Origin of the sequence: Pseudomonas sp. IT-P44 (assembly GCF_949768225.1) — a bacterium.
Classification (GTDB): Bacteria; Pseudomonadota; Gammaproteobacteria; order Pseudomonadales; family Pseudomonadaceae; genus Aquipseudomonas; species Aquipseudomonas migulae.
The window spans coordinates 41598-59246 of record NZ_CATKQM010000025.1; the positions used below are offsets into that span (position 1 = coordinate 41598).

Annotated in this window: 17 protein-coding genes; 14 read left to right on the forward strand and 3 right to left on the reverse strand. The window is 58.7% G+C overall.

All coding sequences use genetic code 11. From position 1 onward, the window contains the following. Positions 1–152 precede the first annotated feature (152 nt). Positions 153–1226 carry a 23S rRNA (cytidine(2498)-2'-O)-methyltransferase RlmM gene (gene rlmM, locus ACM6IO_RS15420; RefSeq protein WP_008028511.1) on the reverse strand — a complete coding sequence of 358 codons (1074 nt, stop codon included), beginning with the start codon at positions 1224–1226 and terminating at the stop codon, positions 153–155. 222 nt (positions 1227–1448) lie between these two features. Here rlmM and acnA point away from each other — a divergent pair, with 222 nt between their 5' ends. From acnA to ACM6IO_RS15440, 4 genes are all read left to right on the forward strand, one after another. Beyond that, positions 1449–4190 carry an aconitate hydratase AcnA gene (gene acnA, locus ACM6IO_RS15425; RefSeq protein WP_192226277.1) on the forward strand — a complete coding sequence of 914 codons (2742 nt, stop codon included), beginning with the start codon at positions 1449–1451 and terminating at the stop codon, positions 4188–4190. A 229-nt stretch (positions 4191–4419) separates the two neighbouring features. After that, a complete protein-coding gene (locus ACM6IO_RS15430) occupies positions 4420–5211 on the forward strand; it encodes a lysostaphin resistance A-like protein (RefSeq protein ID WP_414911792.1) in 792 nt (263 codons plus the stop codon). A gap of 105 nt (positions 5212–5316) precedes the next feature. Continuing rightward, positions 5317–6882 carry a methyl-accepting chemotaxis protein gene (locus ACM6IO_RS15435; protein WP_008028517.1) on the forward strand — a complete coding sequence of 522 codons (1566 nt, stop codon included), beginning with the start codon at positions 5317–5319 and terminating at the stop codon, positions 6880–6882. Positions 6883–7114: 232 nt separating this feature from the next. Beyond that, complete coding sequence (locus ACM6IO_RS15440) at positions 7115–7588, forward strand: hypothetical protein (protein WP_414911793.1); 474 nt, start codon at positions 7115–7117, stop codon at positions 7586–7588. A gap of 134 nt (positions 7589–7722) precedes the next feature. Here ACM6IO_RS15440 and ACM6IO_RS15445 read toward each other — a convergent pair whose 3' ends face one another. Then, positions 7723–8430: an alpha/beta family hydrolase gene (locus ACM6IO_RS15445; protein WP_414911794.1), complete on the reverse strand. Its 708-nt coding sequence runs from the start codon at positions 8428–8430 to the stop codon at positions 7723–7725. A gap of 93 nt (positions 8431–8523) precedes the next feature. Between ACM6IO_RS15445 and ccoN (ACM6IO_RS15450) the strand changes: the two genes are divergently transcribed. The 8 genes from ccoN (ACM6IO_RS15450) (at position 8524) to ccoP (ACM6IO_RS15485) (ending at position 15436) form a co-directional block, all read left to right on the forward strand. Then, complete coding sequence (gene ccoN / locus ACM6IO_RS15450; RefSeq protein ID WP_008028521.1) at positions 8524–9948, forward strand: cytochrome-c oxidase, cbb3-type subunit I; 1425 nt, start codon at positions 8524–8526, stop codon at positions 9946–9948. Positions 9949–9958: 10 nt separating this feature from the next. Then, entirely contained in the window at positions 9959–10567 is a 609-nt protein-coding gene (ccoO, locus tag ACM6IO_RS15455) for a cytochrome-c oxidase, cbb3-type subunit II (RefSeq protein WP_008028522.1), read from the forward strand. Positions 10568–10570: 3 nt separating this feature from the next. Beyond that, positions 10571–10780 (forward strand): cbb3-type cytochrome oxidase subunit 3, encoded by a 210-nt coding sequence (locus tag ACM6IO_RS15460; RefSeq protein ID WP_008028524.1) that lies wholly within the window; start codon positions 10571–10573, stop codon positions 10778–10780. Next, a complete protein-coding gene (gene ccoP / locus ACM6IO_RS15465) occupies positions 10777–11730 on the forward strand; it encodes a cytochrome-c oxidase, cbb3-type subunit III (protein WP_008037736.1) in 954 nt (317 codons plus the stop codon). The genes ACM6IO_RS15460 and ccoP (ACM6IO_RS15465) overlap by 4 nt, the downstream gene beginning before the upstream one ends. Positions 11731–12214: 484 nt before the next feature. Then, positions 12215–13657, forward strand: coding sequence for a cytochrome-c oxidase, cbb3-type subunit I (ccoN, locus tag ACM6IO_RS15470; protein WP_008028528.1), 1443 nt, complete (start codon positions 12215–12217; stop codon positions 13655–13657). After that, entirely contained in the window at positions 13657–14265 is a 609-nt protein-coding gene (gene ccoO, locus ACM6IO_RS15475) for a cytochrome-c oxidase, cbb3-type subunit II (protein ID WP_008028530.1), read from the forward strand. The genes ccoN (ACM6IO_RS15470) and ccoO (ACM6IO_RS15475) overlap by 1 nt, the downstream gene beginning before the upstream one ends. Before the next feature lie 5 nt (positions 14266–14270). Continuing rightward, the gene (locus ACM6IO_RS15480; RefSeq protein ID WP_003175465.1) at positions 14271–14456 is read left to right on the forward strand and encodes a CcoQ/FixQ family Cbb3-type cytochrome c oxidase assembly chaperone; all 186 of its coding nucleotides are present in this window, start codon (positions 14271–14273) and stop codon (positions 14454–14456) included. Beyond that, positions 14453–15436, forward strand: a complete 984-nt coding sequence (gene ccoP, locus ACM6IO_RS15485; protein ID WP_008028532.1) for a cytochrome-c oxidase, cbb3-type subunit III — start codon at positions 14453–14455, stop codon at positions 15434–15436. Before ACM6IO_RS15480 ends, ccoP (ACM6IO_RS15485) begins: the two co-directional genes overlap by 4 nt. A 76-nt stretch (positions 15437–15512) precedes the next feature. Here the strand turns inward: ccoP (ACM6IO_RS15485) and ACM6IO_RS15490 are convergent, their stop codons facing one another. Further along, on the reverse strand, positions 15513–16499 hold the full coding sequence (locus ACM6IO_RS15490; RefSeq protein ID WP_414911795.1) for a metallophosphoesterase family protein: 987 nt from the start codon (positions 16497–16499) through the stop codon (positions 15513–15515). Positions 16500–16913: 414 nt separating this feature from the next. Here ACM6IO_RS15490 and ACM6IO_RS15495 point away from each other — a divergent pair, with 414 nt between their 5' ends. Beyond that, positions 16914–17168: a type II toxin-antitoxin system Phd/YefM family antitoxin gene (locus ACM6IO_RS15495; protein ID WP_192226576.1), complete on the forward strand. Its 255-nt coding sequence runs from the start codon at positions 16914–16916 to the stop codon at positions 17166–17168. Continuing rightward, positions 17168–17578, forward strand: coding sequence for a type II toxin-antitoxin system VapC family toxin (locus tag ACM6IO_RS15500; protein ID WP_192226265.1), 411 nt, complete (start codon positions 17168–17170; stop codon positions 17576–17578). The genes ACM6IO_RS15495 and ACM6IO_RS15500 overlap by 1 nt, the downstream gene beginning before the upstream one ends. The last annotated feature ends 71 nt before the right edge of the window (positions 17579–17649 follow it).

Consider the following 17649-nt stretch of genomic DNA (forward strand, 5'->3'; position numbering starts at 1 on the left):
CTGAAACTGGCCGGCATTGTCGCGCATTGCCGGGTGTTCGGTCATCTGTGGCATGACGCCATACCTGTAGGAGCGAGGCTTGCCCGCGAAGCTTTTGGCGTCCTTAAGGGCCTCTTCGCGGGCAAGCCTCGCTCCTACACGGTTTGTGTACATCAGCGGGACTTTGGTTTCTTCACGTCCAGGCGGCGCAGGTGGCACGTCACTTCTTCGCGGTCGTGATACAGCTGCTTGCAGCCGATCTCGACGCGAATCCCGCGCTCCTTGAAACCGTCGGCAATGCGCTCCAGCAAGCGTTTCACTTCAGCGTAACGCTGCTTCATCGGCAGCTTGAGGTTGACCACCGCTTCGCGGCAATGCCCTTCGCCAATCCACTCTTCCAGCATCGCCGCGTTGCGTGCCGGTTTCTCGACGATGTCGCAGACCATCCAGTCCACCGGCTGCCGTGGCTTGAAGGTGAAGCCGTCGGCCATCAAATGCTGCACCAGACCAGTGTCCATCAGGCTTTCAGCCATCGGGCCGTTGTCGATGGCGGTCACCAGCATGCCACGATTGACCAGTTGCCAGGTCCAGCCACCCGGCGCCGCACCGAGGTCGACGCCGGTCATGTCGCTGTGCAGACGCTCGTCCCACTGATCGCGCGGGATGAAATGGTGCCACGCCTCTTCCAACTTCAACGTCGAACGGCTCGGCGCCTCGCGCGGAAACTTCAGGCGTGGAATGCCCATCGGCCACATGGCCGAGTTGTTCGACTCGGCCAGGCCCATGAACACTTCGCGACCACTCTTGAACGTCAGCAGCAAACGCGGCTTGTTCGCATCTTCCACCAGTTTGCCGGCCGCCATCAGCGCCTTGCGCAGGTGCACTTCGAATTTCTTGCAGAAGTTCGACAACTCTTTGCCGTCGTTGGTGTCGACCATTTCCAGCCACAGGCTGCCGCACAGCGGGAAGTCGGCCATGTGCGCAAGAATCACGCTGATACGGTCGGTTTCCGGCAGGTCGATGAAAATCCCCCGCGCCCATTGGCGCGGGAAGATCAGATCGGCGAAACGCTGACCGCGCATCAGGCGCTCGGCGCCGTCTTCTTCGGTGCAGATGAATTCGGCGCAGGCGCTGGCGGTTTTTGCCTTGGCATAACCGGCCACGTTCAGCCGTGCGGCGTGTTCGGAAATCTCGGAACAGACTTCGCCTTCGAAGCCCGGCCGGCAATGCATAAAGAGGGTGTTCATTCTTACTCCTGGGCAGTTGGCGAAGAATTCAGCCACTGCGCGATGCCCAGACTTGCGTTGAAGCAAAGCCTGTCACGAAAACCGGCGCATGATAGCCGAGTTCGGAACCTCGGACTTGCCCATAGAGTCCGGTTATTAGCTTTAACGTTCAAACGGGGCTAGGTTGAAAGCTCTGTCCGTCCCCTCAGTCCGTAGCCGTGCGGACTTTAAGGAGTGATCGTAATGCCGTCCCTCGATAGCCTGAAAACCCTTAAAACCCTGCAAGTCGACGACAAGACCTATCATTATTTCAGTCTGCCCGATGCCGCCAAGAGCCTCGGTGATCTCGACAAGCTACCGATGTCGTTGAAAGTGCTGCTGGAAAACCTGCTGCGCTGGGAAGACGAAAAAACCGTCACCGGCGCCGACCTGCGAGCGATTGCCGCGTGGCTCAAGGAGCGCCGCTCCGACCGCGAAATCCAGTACCGCCCCGCCCGCGTCTTGATGCAAGACTTTACCGGCGTTCCCGCCGTGGTCGACCTGGCCGCCATGCGCGCCGCCATGGCCAAGGCCGGAGGCGACCCGCAGCGGATCAATCCACTGTCGCCGGTGGACCTGGTGATCGACCACTCGGTGATGGTCGACAAGTTCGGCAGCGCCAGCGCCTTCGAACAGAACGTCGACATTGAAATGCAGCGCAACGGCGAGCGTTACGCCTTTCTGCGCTGGGGCCAGAGCGCCTTCGACAACTTCAGCGTGGTGCCGCCGGGCACCGGAATCTGCCATCAGGTGAACCTCGAATACCTCGGCCGCACGGTCTGGACCAAGGATGAAGACGGCCGCACCTACGCGTTCCCCGACACCCTGGTCGGCACCGATTCCCACACCACCATGATCAACGGCCTCGGCGTGCTCGGCTGGGGTGTCGGCGGGATCGAAGCGGAAGCGGCGATGCTCGGCCAACCGGTGTCGATGCTGATTCCGGAAGTGATCGGCTTCAAACTCACCGGCAAATTGAAGGAAGGCATCACCGCCACCGACCTGGTGCTGACCGTGACCCAGATGCTGCGCAAGAAAGGTGTGGTCGGCAAATTCGTCGAGTTCTACGGCGACGGTCTCGCCGACCTGCCGCTGGCCGACCGCGCGACCATCGCCAACATGGCCCCGGAATACGGCGCTACGTGCGGCTTTTTCCCGGTGGATGACATCACTCTGGATTATCTGCGCCTGTCCGGTCGTCCACTTGAAACCGTGAAACTGGTCGAGGCCTACAGCAAGGCGCAAGGCCTGTGGCGCCAGCCGGGCAAGGAGCCGGTGTTCACCGACAGCCTGGCGCTGGACATGCGCAGCGTCGAAGCCAGCCTCGCCGGGCCGAAACGCCCACAGGACAGGGTGTCGTTGCCGAATGTTGCGCAAGCATTCAGTGACTTCACCGACCTGCAATTCAAACCTGCCAGCAAGGAAGAAGGTCGCCTCGAAAGTGAAGGCGGCGGTGGCGTTGCGGTGGGCAATGCCGACTTGGCCGGTGAAGCCGACTACGACTATGAAGGTCAAACCTATCGCTTGAAAAACGGCGCGGTGGTCATCGCCGCAATCACCTCCTGCACCAACACTTCCAACCCGAGCGTAATGATGGCCGCCGGACTGGTGGCAAAAAAAGCCGTGGAAAAAGGCCTCAAGCGCAAACCGTGGGTGAAAAGCTCGCTCGCTCCCGGTTCCAAAGTGGTGACCGACTACTACAAGGCTGCCGGGCTGACGCAATACCTGGATCAACTCGGTTTCGACCTGGTCGGTTATGGCTGCACCACCTGCATCGGCAACTCCGGGCCGCTGCCGGAGCCGATCGAAAAAGCCATCCAGAAAGCCGACCTGACTGTCGCTTCGGTGCTGTCGGGCAACCGCAACTTCGAAGGCCGCGTGCATCCGCTGGTGAAAACCAACTGGCTGGCCTCGCCGCCGCTGGTCGTCGCGTTTGCGCTGGCCGGCACGGTGCGCATTGATATCAGCAGTGAGCCATTGGGTGACGACAAGGACGGCAACCCGGTTTACTTGCGGGACATCTGGCCAAGCACCCAAGAAATCGCCGACGCGGTGAATCAGGTCAACACCGCGATGTTCCACAAGGAATACGCCGAAGTGTTTGCCGGCGATGAGCAATGGCAGGCGATTGAAGTGCCTCAAGCGGCGACCTATGTCTGGCAGGAAGATTCGACTTACATCCAGCACCCACCGTTTTTCGACGACATCGGCGGACCGCCGCCCGTGGTCAAGGACGTCGCGGGCGCACGGGTCCTTGCGCTGCTCGGCGACTCGGTGACCACCGACCACATCTCCCCCGCCGGCAACATCAAGACCGAGAGCCCCGCCGGCCATTACCTGCGCGAGAAAGGTGTGGAGCCACGGGACTTCAACTCCTACGGCTCCCGTCGCGGCAACCATGAAGTGATGATGCGCGGCACCTTTGCCAACATCCGCATTCGCAACGAGATGCTCGGCGGCGAGGAAGGCGGCAATACGATTTACATTCCTACCGGGGAAAAACTGGCGATCTACGACGCGGCCATGCGTTACCAAGCCTCGGGCACGCCGCTGGTGGTGATTGCCGGGCAAGAATACGGCACAGGTTCGAGCCGCGACTGGGCGGCCAAGGGCACCAATCTGTTGGGCGTGAAAGCGGTCATCGCTGAAAGCTTCGAGCGGATTCACCGCTCCAATCTGGTCGGCATGGGCGTGCTGCCCCTGCAGTTCAAGCTGGATCAGAACCGCAAGAGCCTCAATCTGACTGGCAAAGAGACCCTGGACATTCAGGGCCTGAGCGGTGTCGAGCTGACGCCGCGAATGAACCTGACGCTGATCATCACCCGTGAAAACGGCAGCCGCGAGAAGATCGAGGTGTTGTGCCGGATCGATACGCTGAATGAAGTCGAGTACTTCAAGTCTGGGGGAATTTTGCATTACGTGTTGCGGCAGTTGATTGCGTCGTAAGTATTTGCAGAAAAAGACACCGCCTTCGGGCGGTGTTTTTGTTTGTGGACACGCCTCTATAATCGCCGCGCTTTTATAGCCCCACACAAGACCACTGTGGGAGCGAGCCTGCTCGCGATGGGGCCGTAACATCCAATATCAGTGCCGCCTGACACTCCGCCATCGCGAGCAAGCTTGCTCCTACAGTGGACCGAGGCGACCCGCAGAATTTCGAACACAAGGACTTCAGATGTTTGCTTTGCCATGGACCTTCCTGGCCCTGCTCTCCCTCGGTTATGCCATGGCGCTGTCCTACGGCCATCTCGGCTGGCTGGCGCTTATCTCGGTCGCATTGCTACTGATCGCCGGTTTCGCCGTGCGTCAGCAACAGGTCCGGATCGGCCATTACCTCGGTCACGGCCTGTTTATTTTCATGGCGCTGGCACTGGCGATGCACTGGCTCCCCGGCTTCTACAACGGTCGAGGCATCAATCCGCATCGTATTACCGACGATGCCGTACCGTTTGCGCTGTACCTGAATCTGGACAAACCGCTGATTGGTTTCTGGCTGTTGCTGGTCTGCCCGTGGATTGTCGGTCGGCATTCGCTGCGGCTTTCCATTCCCGCCGCGCTGCTGGGGCTGACACTGAGCAGCGTGCTGGCATTGGGTGGCGCGCTGTTGTTGGGTGTGATCAGTTGGGCCCCCAAATGGCCTGATCAGGCCTGGCTGTGGCTGTTCAACAACCTGTTGCTGGTGACGCTGGTGGAAGAGGCGCTGTTTCGCGGCTACCTTCAGGGCGGCCTCAGCCGGCACTTTAAACACCTGCCTTATGGTGAAAACCTGGCGCTGCTGCTCGCCTCGCTGTTGTTTGGCCTGGTGCATGCGGGCGCTGGCTGGCAATGGGTGTTGCTGGCGAGTCTGGCAGGTGTCGGCTATGGTCTGGCCTACCGTTTCGGCGGGTTAGGTGCGGCCATTGCCACGCATTTCGGTTTGAACCTGCTGCATTTCAGCCTGTTCACCTATCCGATGCTGGCGGACTGACGCAACGGTCGTTTTGCGACGCGCCGCTGATTATTGAAAAATATTCTTCAATAAATCCCTGACGGTGCCGACAACCTCTCAAAGCCTTGCGGATTGAAAAAAGCCATGCGTAACAACCAGCCCATTACACAACGCGAACGGACCTTCCCGGCTCAGCAACGGTTGATCTCCACCACCGATGCCAAGGGCGTGATCACCTACTGCAACGACGCTTTCGTCGAAATCAGTGGGTATTCCCGCGAGGAACTGATCCGTGCACCGCATAACCTGGTTCGTCACCCCGACGTACCGGCCGCGGTGTTCGCGCACATGTGGGGCACATTGAAACAAGGCTTGCCATGGATGGGCATTGTCAAGAATCGCTGCAAGACCGGTGACCACTACTGGGTTAACGCCTACGTCACACCGGTGTTCGATGGCAACCAGGTGATCGGTTACGAGTCGGTGCGGGTCAAACCCACCGCCGAGCAGATCCAGCGTGCCGAAGCGCTCTACCAACGCATCAACCAGGGCAAGTCAGCGATTCCTTCCACCGATAAATGGCTGCCGGTCCTGCAGGACTGGTTGCCGTTCATTCTGGTCAGCCAGCTGAGCTTCATGATCGGTGCCACGCTCAACTCCCAATGGGGTTTTGCCCTGGCCGCCGGTCTTTCGGTGCCATTGGGCCTGCTGGGGTTGAGCTGGCAACAGCGCGGCCTCAAGCGCTTGCTGCGCTTGGCCGAGCAGACCACCTCCGACCCGCTGATCGCGCAGATGTACACCGACAGCCGTGGTGCCCAGGCGCGTCTGGAGATGTCGATCCTCAGCCAGGAAGCCCGCCTGAAAACCTGCCTGACCCGTCTGCAGGACACCGCCGAGCACCTGAGCGACCAGGCGAAACAGTCCGACACCCTGGCTCACAGCAGCTCCACCGGCCTGGAACGTCAGCGCGTCGAAACCGAACAAGTGGCCACCGCCGTCAACCAGATGGCCGCCACCACACAGGAAGTCGCCAGCCACGTGCAACGCACGGCGGACGCGACTCAAGAAGCCAATCGCCTGACCGGGCGCGGCCGTGACATCGCCGGGGAAACCCGCGAAGCCATTCAGCGCCTGTCCGAGGTGGTCGGCGAAACCGGCCTGACCGTGACGCAACTGGCCAAGGACAGCGATGAAATCGGCGGCGTGGTCGACGTGATCAAAGGCATCGCCGACCAGACCAACCTGCTGGCGCTGAACGCCGCCATCGAAGCGGCGCGTGCCGGCGAGATGGGTCGCGGCTTTGCGGTGGTTGCCGACGAAGTTCGCCAATTGGCGCAGCGCACCAGCGAATCCACCGGGCAGATTCACGCCCTGATCGCCAAGCTCCAGCAAACCGCCAGCACCGCCGTGCAAACCATGGAATCCGGGCATCGCCAGGCGGAAGAAGGTGTGGCACGGGTGCTCGAAGCGGATCAGGCACTGGTCGGCATCAGCGAAGCGGTGGCACACATCACCGACATGACCACCCAGATTGCGGCCGCGACCGAAGAGCAAAGCTCGGTGGCCGAAGAAATCAGCCGCAACATCAGCAACATCTCGCAACTGGCCGACCAGACGTCGGAACAGGCGCAGCACTCGGCGTTGTTGAGTGAAGAGCTGACGAAAACGGCGAATACCCAGTATTCGTTGGTGGAGCGGTTTAACCGCTGATTGATGCGGGAAAAACAAAACCCGGACGGTGAAAGCCTCCGGGTTTTTTATTGCCTGATGAAAGTCAAAAATCGACAGCGCGCATTTGGCCGCCACTGCGCGAAATCCAACTAAAAGTACGCACCCAACTGTCAGTTATGACAGTAGACACGCCAGTACGGTGGGGTAGCATTTAAATGCCGTTACAGCCGGCATTTACTTCCTTCGACTTTAAACAGAAAAGGATTTTTCGATGAGCGCTTTTCCTATTTTTTTCCCGGTCGACCATAAAAGTCAGGCAGCTGGTGACGATTTTCACTGGAGATTCACAGGGGCACCGATCTACGCTGAATTTACTTTATTTAGGGCGTTTCTTGGCGGGACTGGTATCGACAATTGGGTTTTCTACGGCTCTACCGGCTCGACTGATCACGGTACGTTCTTCGCGCTTCAATTCTTAGTGCCTTATGAGGGTGAAGACCTGCTAGAGAAAACCTACAAGATTGGGGATGGGCAGCAGCTTACCGTATTCCATTTCCATTCAGTTCCCCCCGCACCTAACTTCACATCCATCCTGGCAGACAAGGCGGAACTTACTATCAGGCTCGATCCAGTCAAGGGGACAGTGCATGGCGATTTCAATGCAAATTTTGATAGAGAGGGCTATCGAATGAATCCGATAGGCACATTCGATTTGAAAAGAGCCGACCAATTACACATGAAGTAGGAAGGCAAAAGTGCCGATCCAAGAACGATGGCTCTCATGACCTCTTCGTGATCAGGCTCCTCGCACGTTTTTGTTGAGCGCACATGTGTGTGTGTGTGCGAGGCAAAACTTCGGAGCACCTGCTCGCGATGAGGTCATTTCTGTAAGGAATGACCTCGCTGAAGAAGCTCAGCCACCCTCCCCACCGCAGCCGCCAAATGCTGCTCATGCGTAAACCCCGAAACCTTCAACGGCTTCAAATCATGATCCCCCGCCACCAGCCAGAACACCTCGATACTCGGCGCCAACGCATAAGCCTCTACCGCCTCACGATTCCCCAACGCATCGCGCTCACCCTGGACAATCAGCGTCCGGGTCTTCAGCGCAGCCAGATGCTCGACCCGTGGCTTCTCCGGCTTGCCTACGGCATAGAACGGATAGCCGAGGCACACCAACGCATCGGCTTCGAGCTCATCGGCCAAAAGACTGGCCATCCGCCCGCCCATGGACTTGCCGCCAATGGCCAGGCGGCCAGTGACATGGCGTCGCACCACGGCATACACCTCACGCCAGCACTCCAGCAGTTTCGGCGCCGGGTTCGGGGGGCGCTTGCCGCCATCGACACGCCGTTGCGCCATGTAGGGGAACTCGAAGCGCAACACGTTGACGCCCTGCGCAGCAAGGCGCGCGGCCATGTCGTTCATCCAGGCGCTGTCCATCGGTGCCCCGGCGCCATGCGCAAGAATCAGCGTCACAGGCTCAACCGAAACCGTTGAAGCGGCTTCATTCCACAGCCATCCATGCTCCCGCACACACTGCGCCCATTGATCCCCGTCAATACTGGCCTTGTGCTCTTTGTCCATGCTTGCCTCGCTTTTAGTCTGCCTATAACTCCAGGCGAAGGGAGCGTCTGCCTTGCGCGAACGCCCTTTCGGCTGAACCGTGGATGGGGAACCATGAACACTTCTATCAGTACCGCCTACAACTACAAGGTGGTCCGCCAATTCGCCATTATGACGGTGGTGTGGGGCATCGTCGGCATGGGGCTCGGGGTTTTTCTCGCGGCTCAATTGGTCTGGCCCGAACTCAACTTCAATTTGCCGTGGACCAGTTTCGGCCGCTTGCGCCCGCTGCACACCAACGCGGTGATCTTCGCGTTCGGCGGCTGCGCCCTGTTCGCCAGTTCGTTCTATTCGGTGCAACGCACCTGCCAGACGCAACTGTTTGCACCGAAAATCGCCGCGTTCTGCTTCTGGGGCTGGCAACTGGTGATCCTGCTGGCGGCGATCAGCCTGCCGCTGGGTTACACCAGTTCCAAGGAATACGCCGAGCTGGAATGGCCGATCGACATCCTGATCACCATCGTCTGGGTCGCCTACGCCATCGTGTTTTTCGGCACGCTGGCCAAGCGCAAGACCAAGCACATCTATGTGGGCAACTGGTTCTTCGGTGGTTTCATCATCACCGTGGCGATTTTGCACATCGTCAACAACCTTGAGCTGCCGGTGAGTTTCACCAAGTCCTACTCGCTGTACGCCGGTGCGACCGATGCCATGGTGCAGTGGTGGTACGGCCACAACGCCGTAGGCTTTTTCCTCACCGCCGGTTTCCTCGGGATGATGTACTACTTCGTGCCGAAACAGGCCGAGCGTCCGGTGTATTCCTATCGCCTGTCGATCGTGCACTTCTGGGCGCTGATCACCCTGTACATCTGGGCCGGTCCGCACCACTTGCACTACACCGCGCTGCCGGACTGGGCGCAGTCGCTGGGCATGGTGATGTCGCTGATTCTGCTGGCGCCAAGCTGGGGCGGCATGATCAACGGCATGATGACGCTCTCGGGCGCCTGGCATAAGTTGCGCAGCGACCCGATCCTGCGCTTCCTCGTGGTCTCCCTGGCGTTCTACGGCATGTCGACCTTCGAAGGACCGATGATGGCGATCAAGACCGTGAACGCCCTCTCCCACTACACCGACTGGACCATCGGCCACGTACACGCCGGCGCACTCGGCTGGGTGGCGATGATTTCCATCGGCGCGCTGTACCACATGATCCCGAAAATCTTCGGTCGCCCGCAGATGCACAGCATCGGCCTGATCAACGCGCACTTCTGGCTGGCCACTATCGGCACCGTGCTGTACATCGCCTCGATGTGGGTCAACGGCATCGCCCAGGGCCTGATGTGGCGCGCAGTCAACGAAGACGGCACGCTGACCTACTCCTTCGTCGAAACCCTGGTGGCCAGCCACCCAGGCTTCATCGTGCGACTGGTGGGCGGTGCGATCTTCCTCAGCGGCATGTTCCTGATGGCTTACAACACCTGGCGCACCGTGCGGGCCTCGCAGCCTGCCGAAGTCGCCGCTGCCGCGCAGATGGCCTGAGGAGTCCGAGATGAAACACGAAACAATCGAAAAAAACGTCGGCCTGCTGATGCTGCTGATGGTCCTGGCCGTGAGCATCGGCGGTCTGACGCAGATCGTCCCGCTGTTCTTCCAGGACGTGACCAATAAACCGGTGGAAGGCATGAAGCCCTATACCGCGCTGCAACTGGAAGGTCGCGACATTTACATCCGCGAAGGCTGTGTCGGTTGCCACTCGCAGATGATCCGGCCGTTCCGTGCCGAGACCGAGCGCTACGGTCACTACTCGGTGGCCGGGGAAAGCGTCTGGGATCACCCGTTCCTGTGGGGTTCCAAGCGTACTGGTCCGGACTTGGCCCGTGTCGGCGGCCGCTACTCCGAAGACTGGCACCGCGCGCACTTGTACAACCCGCGCAACGTGGTGCCGGAATCGAAGATGCCGGCCTATCCATGGCTGGTGGCCAATCAGCTCGACAGCAGCCACACCGAAACCAAGATCAAGGCGATGCGCACCCTCGGCGTGCCGTACACCGATGCCGACATCGCAGGCTCGGTCGAATCGCTCAAGGGCAAGACCGAAATGGACGCACTGGTCGCCTACCTGCAAGTGCTCGGCACTGCCATCAAGAGCAAGAGGTGAGCCATGCCCTTTGAAATAATGAGCGTAATGAGCAGTGGATTGATTCGCGGCCTGGGCACGGTCGTGGTGTTCGTGGCCTTCGTCGGCCTGACGTTGTGGGTGTTCAACAGCAAGCGCAATCCGGAGTTCGCCGAAGCACGTTTGCTGCCGTTCGCCGATGAGCCACAAGCTGATAGCACCCAAGAACCTGAAGCAAGGAGTACCCGGTCATGACCACTTTCTGGAGTACGTGGATCTGCGTACTGACCATCGGCAGCCTGATCGGCCTGACCTGGCTGCTGATCGGCACCCGCAAGGGCGAAACCAAGGGCAGCGTCGACCAGACCATGGGCCACAGCTTCGACGGCATCGAGGAGTATGACAATCCGCTGCCGCAATGGTGGTTCATGCTGTTCGCCGGCACGCTGGTGTTCGCCGTGGGCTACCTGATTCTTTACCCGGGCCTGGGCAACTGGAAAGGCATCCTGCCGGGTTACGAGAACGGCTGGACCGGCGTTCACGAATGGGAAAAGGAGATGAACAAGGCCGACGCGAAGTTCGGACCGATCTTCGCCAAATTCGCCGCCATGCCGGTGGAAGAAGTGGCCAAGGACCCGCAAGCGCTGAAAATGGGCGGTCGCCTGTTCGCCTCGAACTGCTCGGTGTGCCACGGCTCGGATGCCAAGGGCGCTTTCGGTTTCCCGAACCTGGCCGACAGCAACTGGCGCTGGGGCGGCGACGCCGAGATGATCAAGACCACGATCATGGGTGGACGCATGGCGGCGATGCCGGCCTGGGGTGAAATCCTCGGTGAAGCCGGCGTGAAAAACGTTGCCGCGTATGTGCGTCATGAACTGGCCGGCCTGCCATTGCCGGCTGGCGACACCGCCGACCTGCAAGCCGGACAGCAAGCGTTCAGCACCACCTGCGTAGCCTGTCATGGGGCAAACGGCCAGGGCACTGAAGCCATGGGTGCGCCGAACCTGACGCAACCGGCCGGTTTTATCTACGGTACAAGCCTGGCGCAACTGCAACAAACGATCCGCCATGGCCGCCAGGGCCATATGCCGGCGCAGAACGAACTGCTCGGCAACGACAAAGTGCAACTGCTGGCCGCTTATGTGTACAGCCTGTCCCACGGTCTGAATACAGAGCGTTTGCAGGCCGAAGGCAAAAGCGAATAATTCTTGACCGCTCTGCTGCCGCATTCTTCTGGGATGCGGCAGTTCCCTGCCCCTTTGCGACCCATTGTCGCACCCCTCCGTTAGTCCGCCTTTCGGTTCACCAGATTCGGGTCTAAGCTTGCCCCGATGCGGACTGGCTTGAGCCGGTTCCAGGTCGACCCGACCCGATGTGTTCGACGAATCAGCTCGATGACAAGCCGCAAAGGCTGGTAGATACCGGCTGTCGTGCCAATTGCCATCGGTCACTCGATCGTTGCGTTTGAACACACCCCGTTACAACTGACCTGACCCTCTCATCATTTTCGTTCGCTGCGACATTTTGTCCGAGGGCGATTTTGTCCTTACGCGGCGCATGGAAAGGCCGCAGAATCAGCTTTTGAAAGCATTGACCCAGGTCATGGCGCGTTGCAATGACCCCCTGCTTTCTCCATACTTGCGGCCGATTTTTACTCCTAATAAAACACCCAAACCGTGGAACCTTAGAATGAGCACAGCAATCAGTCCGACTGCTTATAACTATAAGGTAGTCCGCCAGTTCGCCATCATGACGGTGGTCTGGGGGATCCTTGGCATGGGGCTCGGTGTCTTCATCGCCTCGCAACTGGTCTGGCCGGAGTTGAACTTCGGTCTGCCGTGGACGAGCTTTGGACGCCTGCGCCCGTTGCACACTAACCTGGTGATTTTCGCCTTTGGTGGTTGTGCACTGTTTGCCACTTCTTATTACGTCGTGCAGCGAACCTGCCAAACGCGACTGATTTCCGACAGCCTCGCGGCCTTCACCTTCTGGGGTTGGCAAGCGGTGATCGTCGGCGCCATCGTTACCTTGCCGCTGGGTTACACCACCACCAAGGAATACGCTGAGCTGGAATGGCCCCTGGCTATTCTGCTGGCCATCGTCTGGGTCACCTACGGTCTGGTGTTCTTCGGCACCATCACCAAGCGCAAGACCAAGCACATCTATGTGGGCAACTGGTTCTACGGTGCCTTCATCGTCGTGACGGCGATGCTGCACATCGTCAACCACGCCTCGCTGCCGGTCAGTTTCTTCAAGTCCTACTCGGCCTACGCCGGTGCGACGGATGCGATGATCCAGTGGTGGTACGGCCACAACGCCGTAGGTTTCTTCCTGACCACCGGCTTCCTCGGGATGATGTACTACTTCGTTCCGAAGCAGGCCGAGCGTCCGATCTACTCCTATCGCCTGTCCATCGTGCACTTCTGGGCGCTGATCACCCTGTACATCTGGGCCGGTCCGCACCACCTGCACTACACCGCGCTGCCGGATTGGGCGCAGTCGCTGGGCATGGCCATGTCGATCATCCTGCTGGCACCAAGCTGGGGCGGCATGATCAACGGCATGATGACCCTGTCGGGCGCCTGGCATAAGCTGCGCACCGACCCGATCCTGCGCTTCCTCGTGGTCTCCCTGGCGTTCTACGGCATGTCGACCTTCGAAGGTCCGATGATGGCGATCAAGACCGTCAACTCGCTGTCGCACTACACCGACTGGACCATCGGCCACGTACACGCCGGCGCTCTTGGCTGGGTAGCAATGATCTCGATCGGCGCGATCTACCACATGATCCCGAAACTGTTCGGTCGCGCGCAGATGCACAGCATCGGCCTGATCAACGCACACTTCTGGCTCGCGACCATCGGTACCGTGCTGTACATCGCTTCGATGTGGGTCAACGGCATCACCCAGGGTCTGATGTGGCGTGCAATCAACGACGACGGCACCCTCACCTACTCGTTCGTCGAAGCGCTGCAAGCCAGCCACCCGGGCTTCATCGTTCGCGCATTGGGCGGCGCATTCTTCGCCACCGGCATGCTGCTCATGGCCTACAACGTATGGCGTACCGTACGTGCCTCGAACCCGGCAGAAGCTGAAGCCGCCGAACAGATTGCTGTAGTTGGAGCTCACTGATGAAGCATGAAGCAGTCGAGAAGAATATTGGCCTGCTGGCCTTCTTCATGGTCATCGCCGTCAGCATCGGCGGCCTGACCCAGATCGTTCCGCTGTTTTTCCAGGACGTCACCAACAAGCCGGTCGAAGGCATGAAGCCTCGTACCGCCCTTGAACTGGAAGGCCGCGACATCTACATCGCCAACGGTTGTGTCAGCTGCCACTCGCAGATGATCCGCCCGTTCCGTGCTGAAACCGAACGCTACGGCCACTACTCGGTTGCCGGTGAAAGCGTCTGGGACCACCCGTTCCTGTGGGGTTCCAAGCGTACCGGTCCGGACCTGGCCCGTGTCGGCGGTCGTTACTCCGATGACTGGCAACGTGCGCATTTGTACAACCCGCGCAACGTAGTGCCCGAGTCGAAAATGCCGGCCTACCCGTTCCTCGTGGAAAACAAGCTCGACGGCAAAGACACCGCCAAGAAAATGGAAGTCTTGCGCACGCTCGGCGTCCCTTACACCGACGAAGACATCGCCGGCGCCAAGGATGCTGTGAAGGGCAAAACCGAAATGGACGCGCTGGTGGCCTATCTGCAAGGCCTGGGCACCATCATCAAAAGCAAACGGTGATTTAGATGGATATCGGGATGATTCGTGGCCTGGGCACCGTTGTTGTGATGGTGGCCTTCATCGGTCTGGCGCTGTGGGTGTTCAGCCCCAAGCGCAAGTCGGAGTTTGAAGACGCGACCTTGCTGCCTTTCGCGGATGATCCCGAAGCCATCAAGCACGTCGAGCAAGCTTCTAGGAGTAACAAAGAATGACTACGTTCTGGAGTCTGTACGTCACAGTCCTCAGTCTCGGCACCATCTTCGCCCTGACCTGGCTGTTGCTGTCCACCCGCAAGGGCCAGCGCAGCGAAGCCACCGAAGAAACGGTTGGCCACTCCTTCGACGGGATCGAGGAGTACGACAACCCGCTGCCGAAATGGTGGTTCATGCTGTTCGTGGGCACCATCATTTTCGCCCTGGGTTACCTGGTGCTGTACCCGGGCCTGGGCAACTGGAAAGGCCTGCTTCCAGGTTACAACTACCTGGATAACGAGAAGCAGACCGCGTTCGCCAACGGCCAGAGCGGCTGGACCGGCGTTCACGAGTGGGAAAAGGAAATGGCCAAGTCGGACGCCAAGTTCGGTCCGATCTTCGCCAAATTCGCTTCCATGCCGATCGAAGAAGTCGCCAAGGACCCGCAAGCCCTGAAGATGGGTGGCCGTTTGTTCGCCTCCAACTGCTCGGTTTGCCACGGCTCCGACGCCAAAGGCGCTTATGGCTTCCCGAACCTGACCGACGCCGACTGGCGCTGGGGTGGCGAAGCGGAAACCATCAAGGCCACCATCATGGGCGGCCGCCACGCGGTCATGCCGGCGTGGGCTGAAGTGATCGGCGAGCAAGGTGTTGCGGACGTTGCTGCGTTCGTCCTGACCAGCCTCGATGGCCGCAAGCTGCCGGAAGGCACCAAGGCTGACCCGGCTGCCGGGCAGAAACTGTTCGCCGCCAACTGCGTGGCGTGCCACGGTCCGGCCGGCAAAGGGACGCCAGCGATGGGCGCACCTGACCTGACCCACCCGGGCGCGTTCATCTACGGTTCGAGCTTCGCTCAACTGCAGCAGACCATCCGTTACGGCCGTCAGGGCCAGATGCCTGCGCAAGAACAGCTGCAAGGCAACGACAAGGTTCACCTGCTGGCCGCTTACGTCTACAGCTTGTCTCACGGTGAGAAAGCTCCGGCGGCGGATGCCCAGTAAGGCAAACGCCTGATGCAAAAAAAAAGGCCCCGCCAGTGATCTGGCGGGGCCTTTTTTATGGGCGACGAGCCTGAATTCATATCACCGGCACTGTCGCTATCAGCTCACGTTTTTGCCACCGGTTGTTGTCGACCGCATAGACGTACAGGCTTTTGCGATCCTCGGAAAAACTGGCGATCAGATAGGTCTGCTGGGATGCACTGCCGCTGATGAAGCCGGGCACACTGCTCGTGTACCACATGGAGCCGCTACTCCCATGGAGATGACCGGCGAATATTGCAGTCACTTCATACTTATCGATCATGTCCCTGAACCGCTTTTCCTGACTCCAGTCACCCATAAAATCATTGGGTTTATGCATGTTCAGCAGAATGATTTTCCCCTGTGCGCGTGCCTGCTGAAGATCACGCTCAAGCCAATCGAGTGCCGGGGTAATTTCAAAATCCTTCGAACTGAAAATAGTGCCTGAAGAGAAGGTCACCGAATAAGTCGGCTCATTATGTAACTGCACCAGGTGCACATCGCCATAATCCCTGGAGTACGCGAGGCTGCCGTAATAAATGGTGCTCGACCCTGAAGCCCGCGCCGCCAGATCCATATTACCGACCTTTCCCCAATAGCGTTCCTTCAGATCCTCAATGCTTCCAGCGGCGCAATTATTCAGAAAACAATCATTCACGTTATTTTGATAGTCATGATTACCCAGCCCGTAGTCATAATCCCCTTGAAGTTTCGCATCCAGCGTCTGCTGGATATAGGAACGTTCACTCGCATGACCGAAGGCGGTCATATCGCCATTGATCATCACGGGAACCGCCGCGCTCCCACCCTGTTGCCGCCTGAAGTCGGCAATGCTGTCGTATTGCGTTTCGATCAGCCACCGGGAACGCTCCAGCCGCTGCGAATCGGACTCCGGCAACCGGGCGTCAGTGTTATCGGTCCAGGGAAACTGCGGGTCCGAAGCGAACACGATATGCCGTGGCGTTTGCGCCGACGACACAACAGGAACTACCCACACACCTACCAGTAACACCAACAACTGCCATCCTTTGCTTAATTCCATCTTGTCCTTTTCCCTAATATTTAATAGTGAGTGCACTCACACAAAATCCATTTAAAACTCACCTGCAAAAATAAAACTACAACAACACTTACTCAGACCTCAACAAACAACACATTTAGAATTGTGAAATATCAACCACACAACCAATTCAACCAACTAAATCACACAACAGATCACTCACCCTAAACTCCATCAAACTTTCAATACAACCACTACATTCAATAAAAATTAATCTCTTTGAACATCTACGCAATACCAGCCACATTGAGAACAAACTGAGTGACCTCGGCACTGGCAGCCGACCTTCGTCACTGCAACGACGAACGGTACAACCTTCTTCATGGATTCAGGTTGCCGAAGCAGAGGATCAAGTAGTAACGTTTCTACATTACCGCTTTCAGGAGGCCAACCATGATGGCCATCACCACTATCTCGAGCCGCGAATTCAATCAGGACACAAGTAGTGCCAAAAAAGCCACGCGCCAGGGACCGGTTATCATCACCGACCGTGGCAAGCCGGCCCATGTACTGCTAAGCATTGAGGACTACCAAAATCTCACCGGCAGCAACGCCAGCATTGTCGATCTATTGGTGATGCCGGAAGCGGCAGACATCGAGTTCGAAACCGAGCGCGCCGTGATCATTCATCGACCCGTGGACCTGTCCTGATGTTTCTGCTCGACACCAATGTAATTTCTGAATTGCGCAAACCCCGGGCGGATGCAAACGTCGTCGCCTGGGCCAAAAGCGTCATCGCCCCACGAATGTTTATTTCGGCCATTACCCTAAAGGAGCTGGAGACCGGGGTTCTGCGAATGGAGCGTCGTGACCCCGCGCAGGGGAAGGTATTGCGTACCTGGCTTAAGCGACATGTCATGCCAGCCTTTGATGCCAGAATCTTGCCCGTCGACGCCGCCGTGGCCCTACGCTGTGCCGGCTTGCATGTTCCAGACAGCACTAACGAAAGCGACGCGCTGATTGCAGCGACTGCCCTGGTGCATGGTCTGACGGTGGTCACTCGCAATATCGGCGACTTTCAATCCAGCGGCGTTGCACTGATCAATCCATGGGCCGATTGAACGTCGGCACCCGCAAAACCGTCCATAATTTCACCAGTCAATTGATTCAAGTCATTACACCGTCAGTTGGT

Excerpts from the sequence above, each read along its gene's own strand:
- rlmM (WP_008028511.1), bottom strand. The coding sequence starts at position 1,226 with ATGAACACCCTCTTTATGCATTGCCGGCCGGGCTTCGAAGGCGAAGTC.
- acnA (WP_192226277.1), top strand. The coding sequence starts at position 1,449 with ATGCCGTCCCTCGATAGCCTGAAAACCCTTAAAACCCTGCAAGTCGAC.
- ACM6IO_RS15430 (WP_414911792.1), top strand. The coding sequence starts at position 4,420 with ATGTTTGCTTTGCCATGGACCTTCCTGGCCCTGCTCTCCCTCGGTTAT.
- ACM6IO_RS15435 (WP_008028517.1), top strand. The coding sequence starts at position 5,317 with ATGCGTAACAACCAGCCCATTACACAACGCGAACGGACCTTCCCGGCT.
- ACM6IO_RS15440 (WP_414911793.1), top strand. The coding sequence starts at position 7,115 with ATGAGCGCTTTTCCTATTTTTTTCCCGGTCGACCATAAAAGTCAGGCA.
- ACM6IO_RS15445 (WP_414911794.1), bottom strand. The coding sequence starts at position 8,430 with ATGGACAAAGAGCACAAGGCCAGTATTGACGGGGATCAATGGGCGCAG.
- ccoN (WP_008028521.1), top strand. The coding sequence starts at position 8,524 with ATGAACACTTCTATCAGTACCGCCTACAACTACAAGGTGGTCCGCCAA.
- ccoO (WP_008028522.1), top strand. The coding sequence starts at position 9,959 with ATGAAACACGAAACAATCGAAAAAAACGTCGGCCTGCTGATGCTGCTG.
- ACM6IO_RS15460 (WP_008028524.1), top strand. The coding sequence starts at position 10,571 with ATGCCCTTTGAAATAATGAGCGTAATGAGCAGTGGATTGATTCGCGGC.
- ccoP (WP_008037736.1), top strand. The coding sequence starts at position 10,777 with ATGACCACTTTCTGGAGTACGTGGATCTGCGTACTGACCATCGGCAGC.
- ccoN (WP_008028528.1), top strand. The coding sequence starts at position 12,215 with ATGAGCACAGCAATCAGTCCGACTGCTTATAACTATAAGGTAGTCCGC.
- ccoO (WP_008028530.1), top strand. The coding sequence starts at position 13,657 with ATGAAGCATGAAGCAGTCGAGAAGAATATTGGCCTGCTGGCCTTCTTC.
- ACM6IO_RS15480 (WP_003175465.1), top strand. The coding sequence starts at position 14,271 with ATGGATATCGGGATGATTCGTGGCCTGGGCACCGTTGTTGTGATGGTG.
- ccoP (WP_008028532.1), top strand. The coding sequence starts at position 14,453 with ATGACTACGTTCTGGAGTCTGTACGTCACAGTCCTCAGTCTCGGCACC.
- ACM6IO_RS15490 (WP_414911795.1), bottom strand. The coding sequence starts at position 16,499 with ATGGAATTAAGCAAAGGATGGCAGTTGTTGGTGTTACTGGTAGGTGTG.
- ACM6IO_RS15495 (WP_192226576.1), top strand. The coding sequence starts at position 16,914 with ATGGCCATCACCACTATCTCGAGCCGCGAATTCAATCAGGACACAAGT.
- ACM6IO_RS15500 (WP_192226265.1), top strand. The coding sequence starts at position 17,168 with ATGTTTCTGCTCGACACCAATGTAATTTCTGAATTGCGCAAACCCCGG.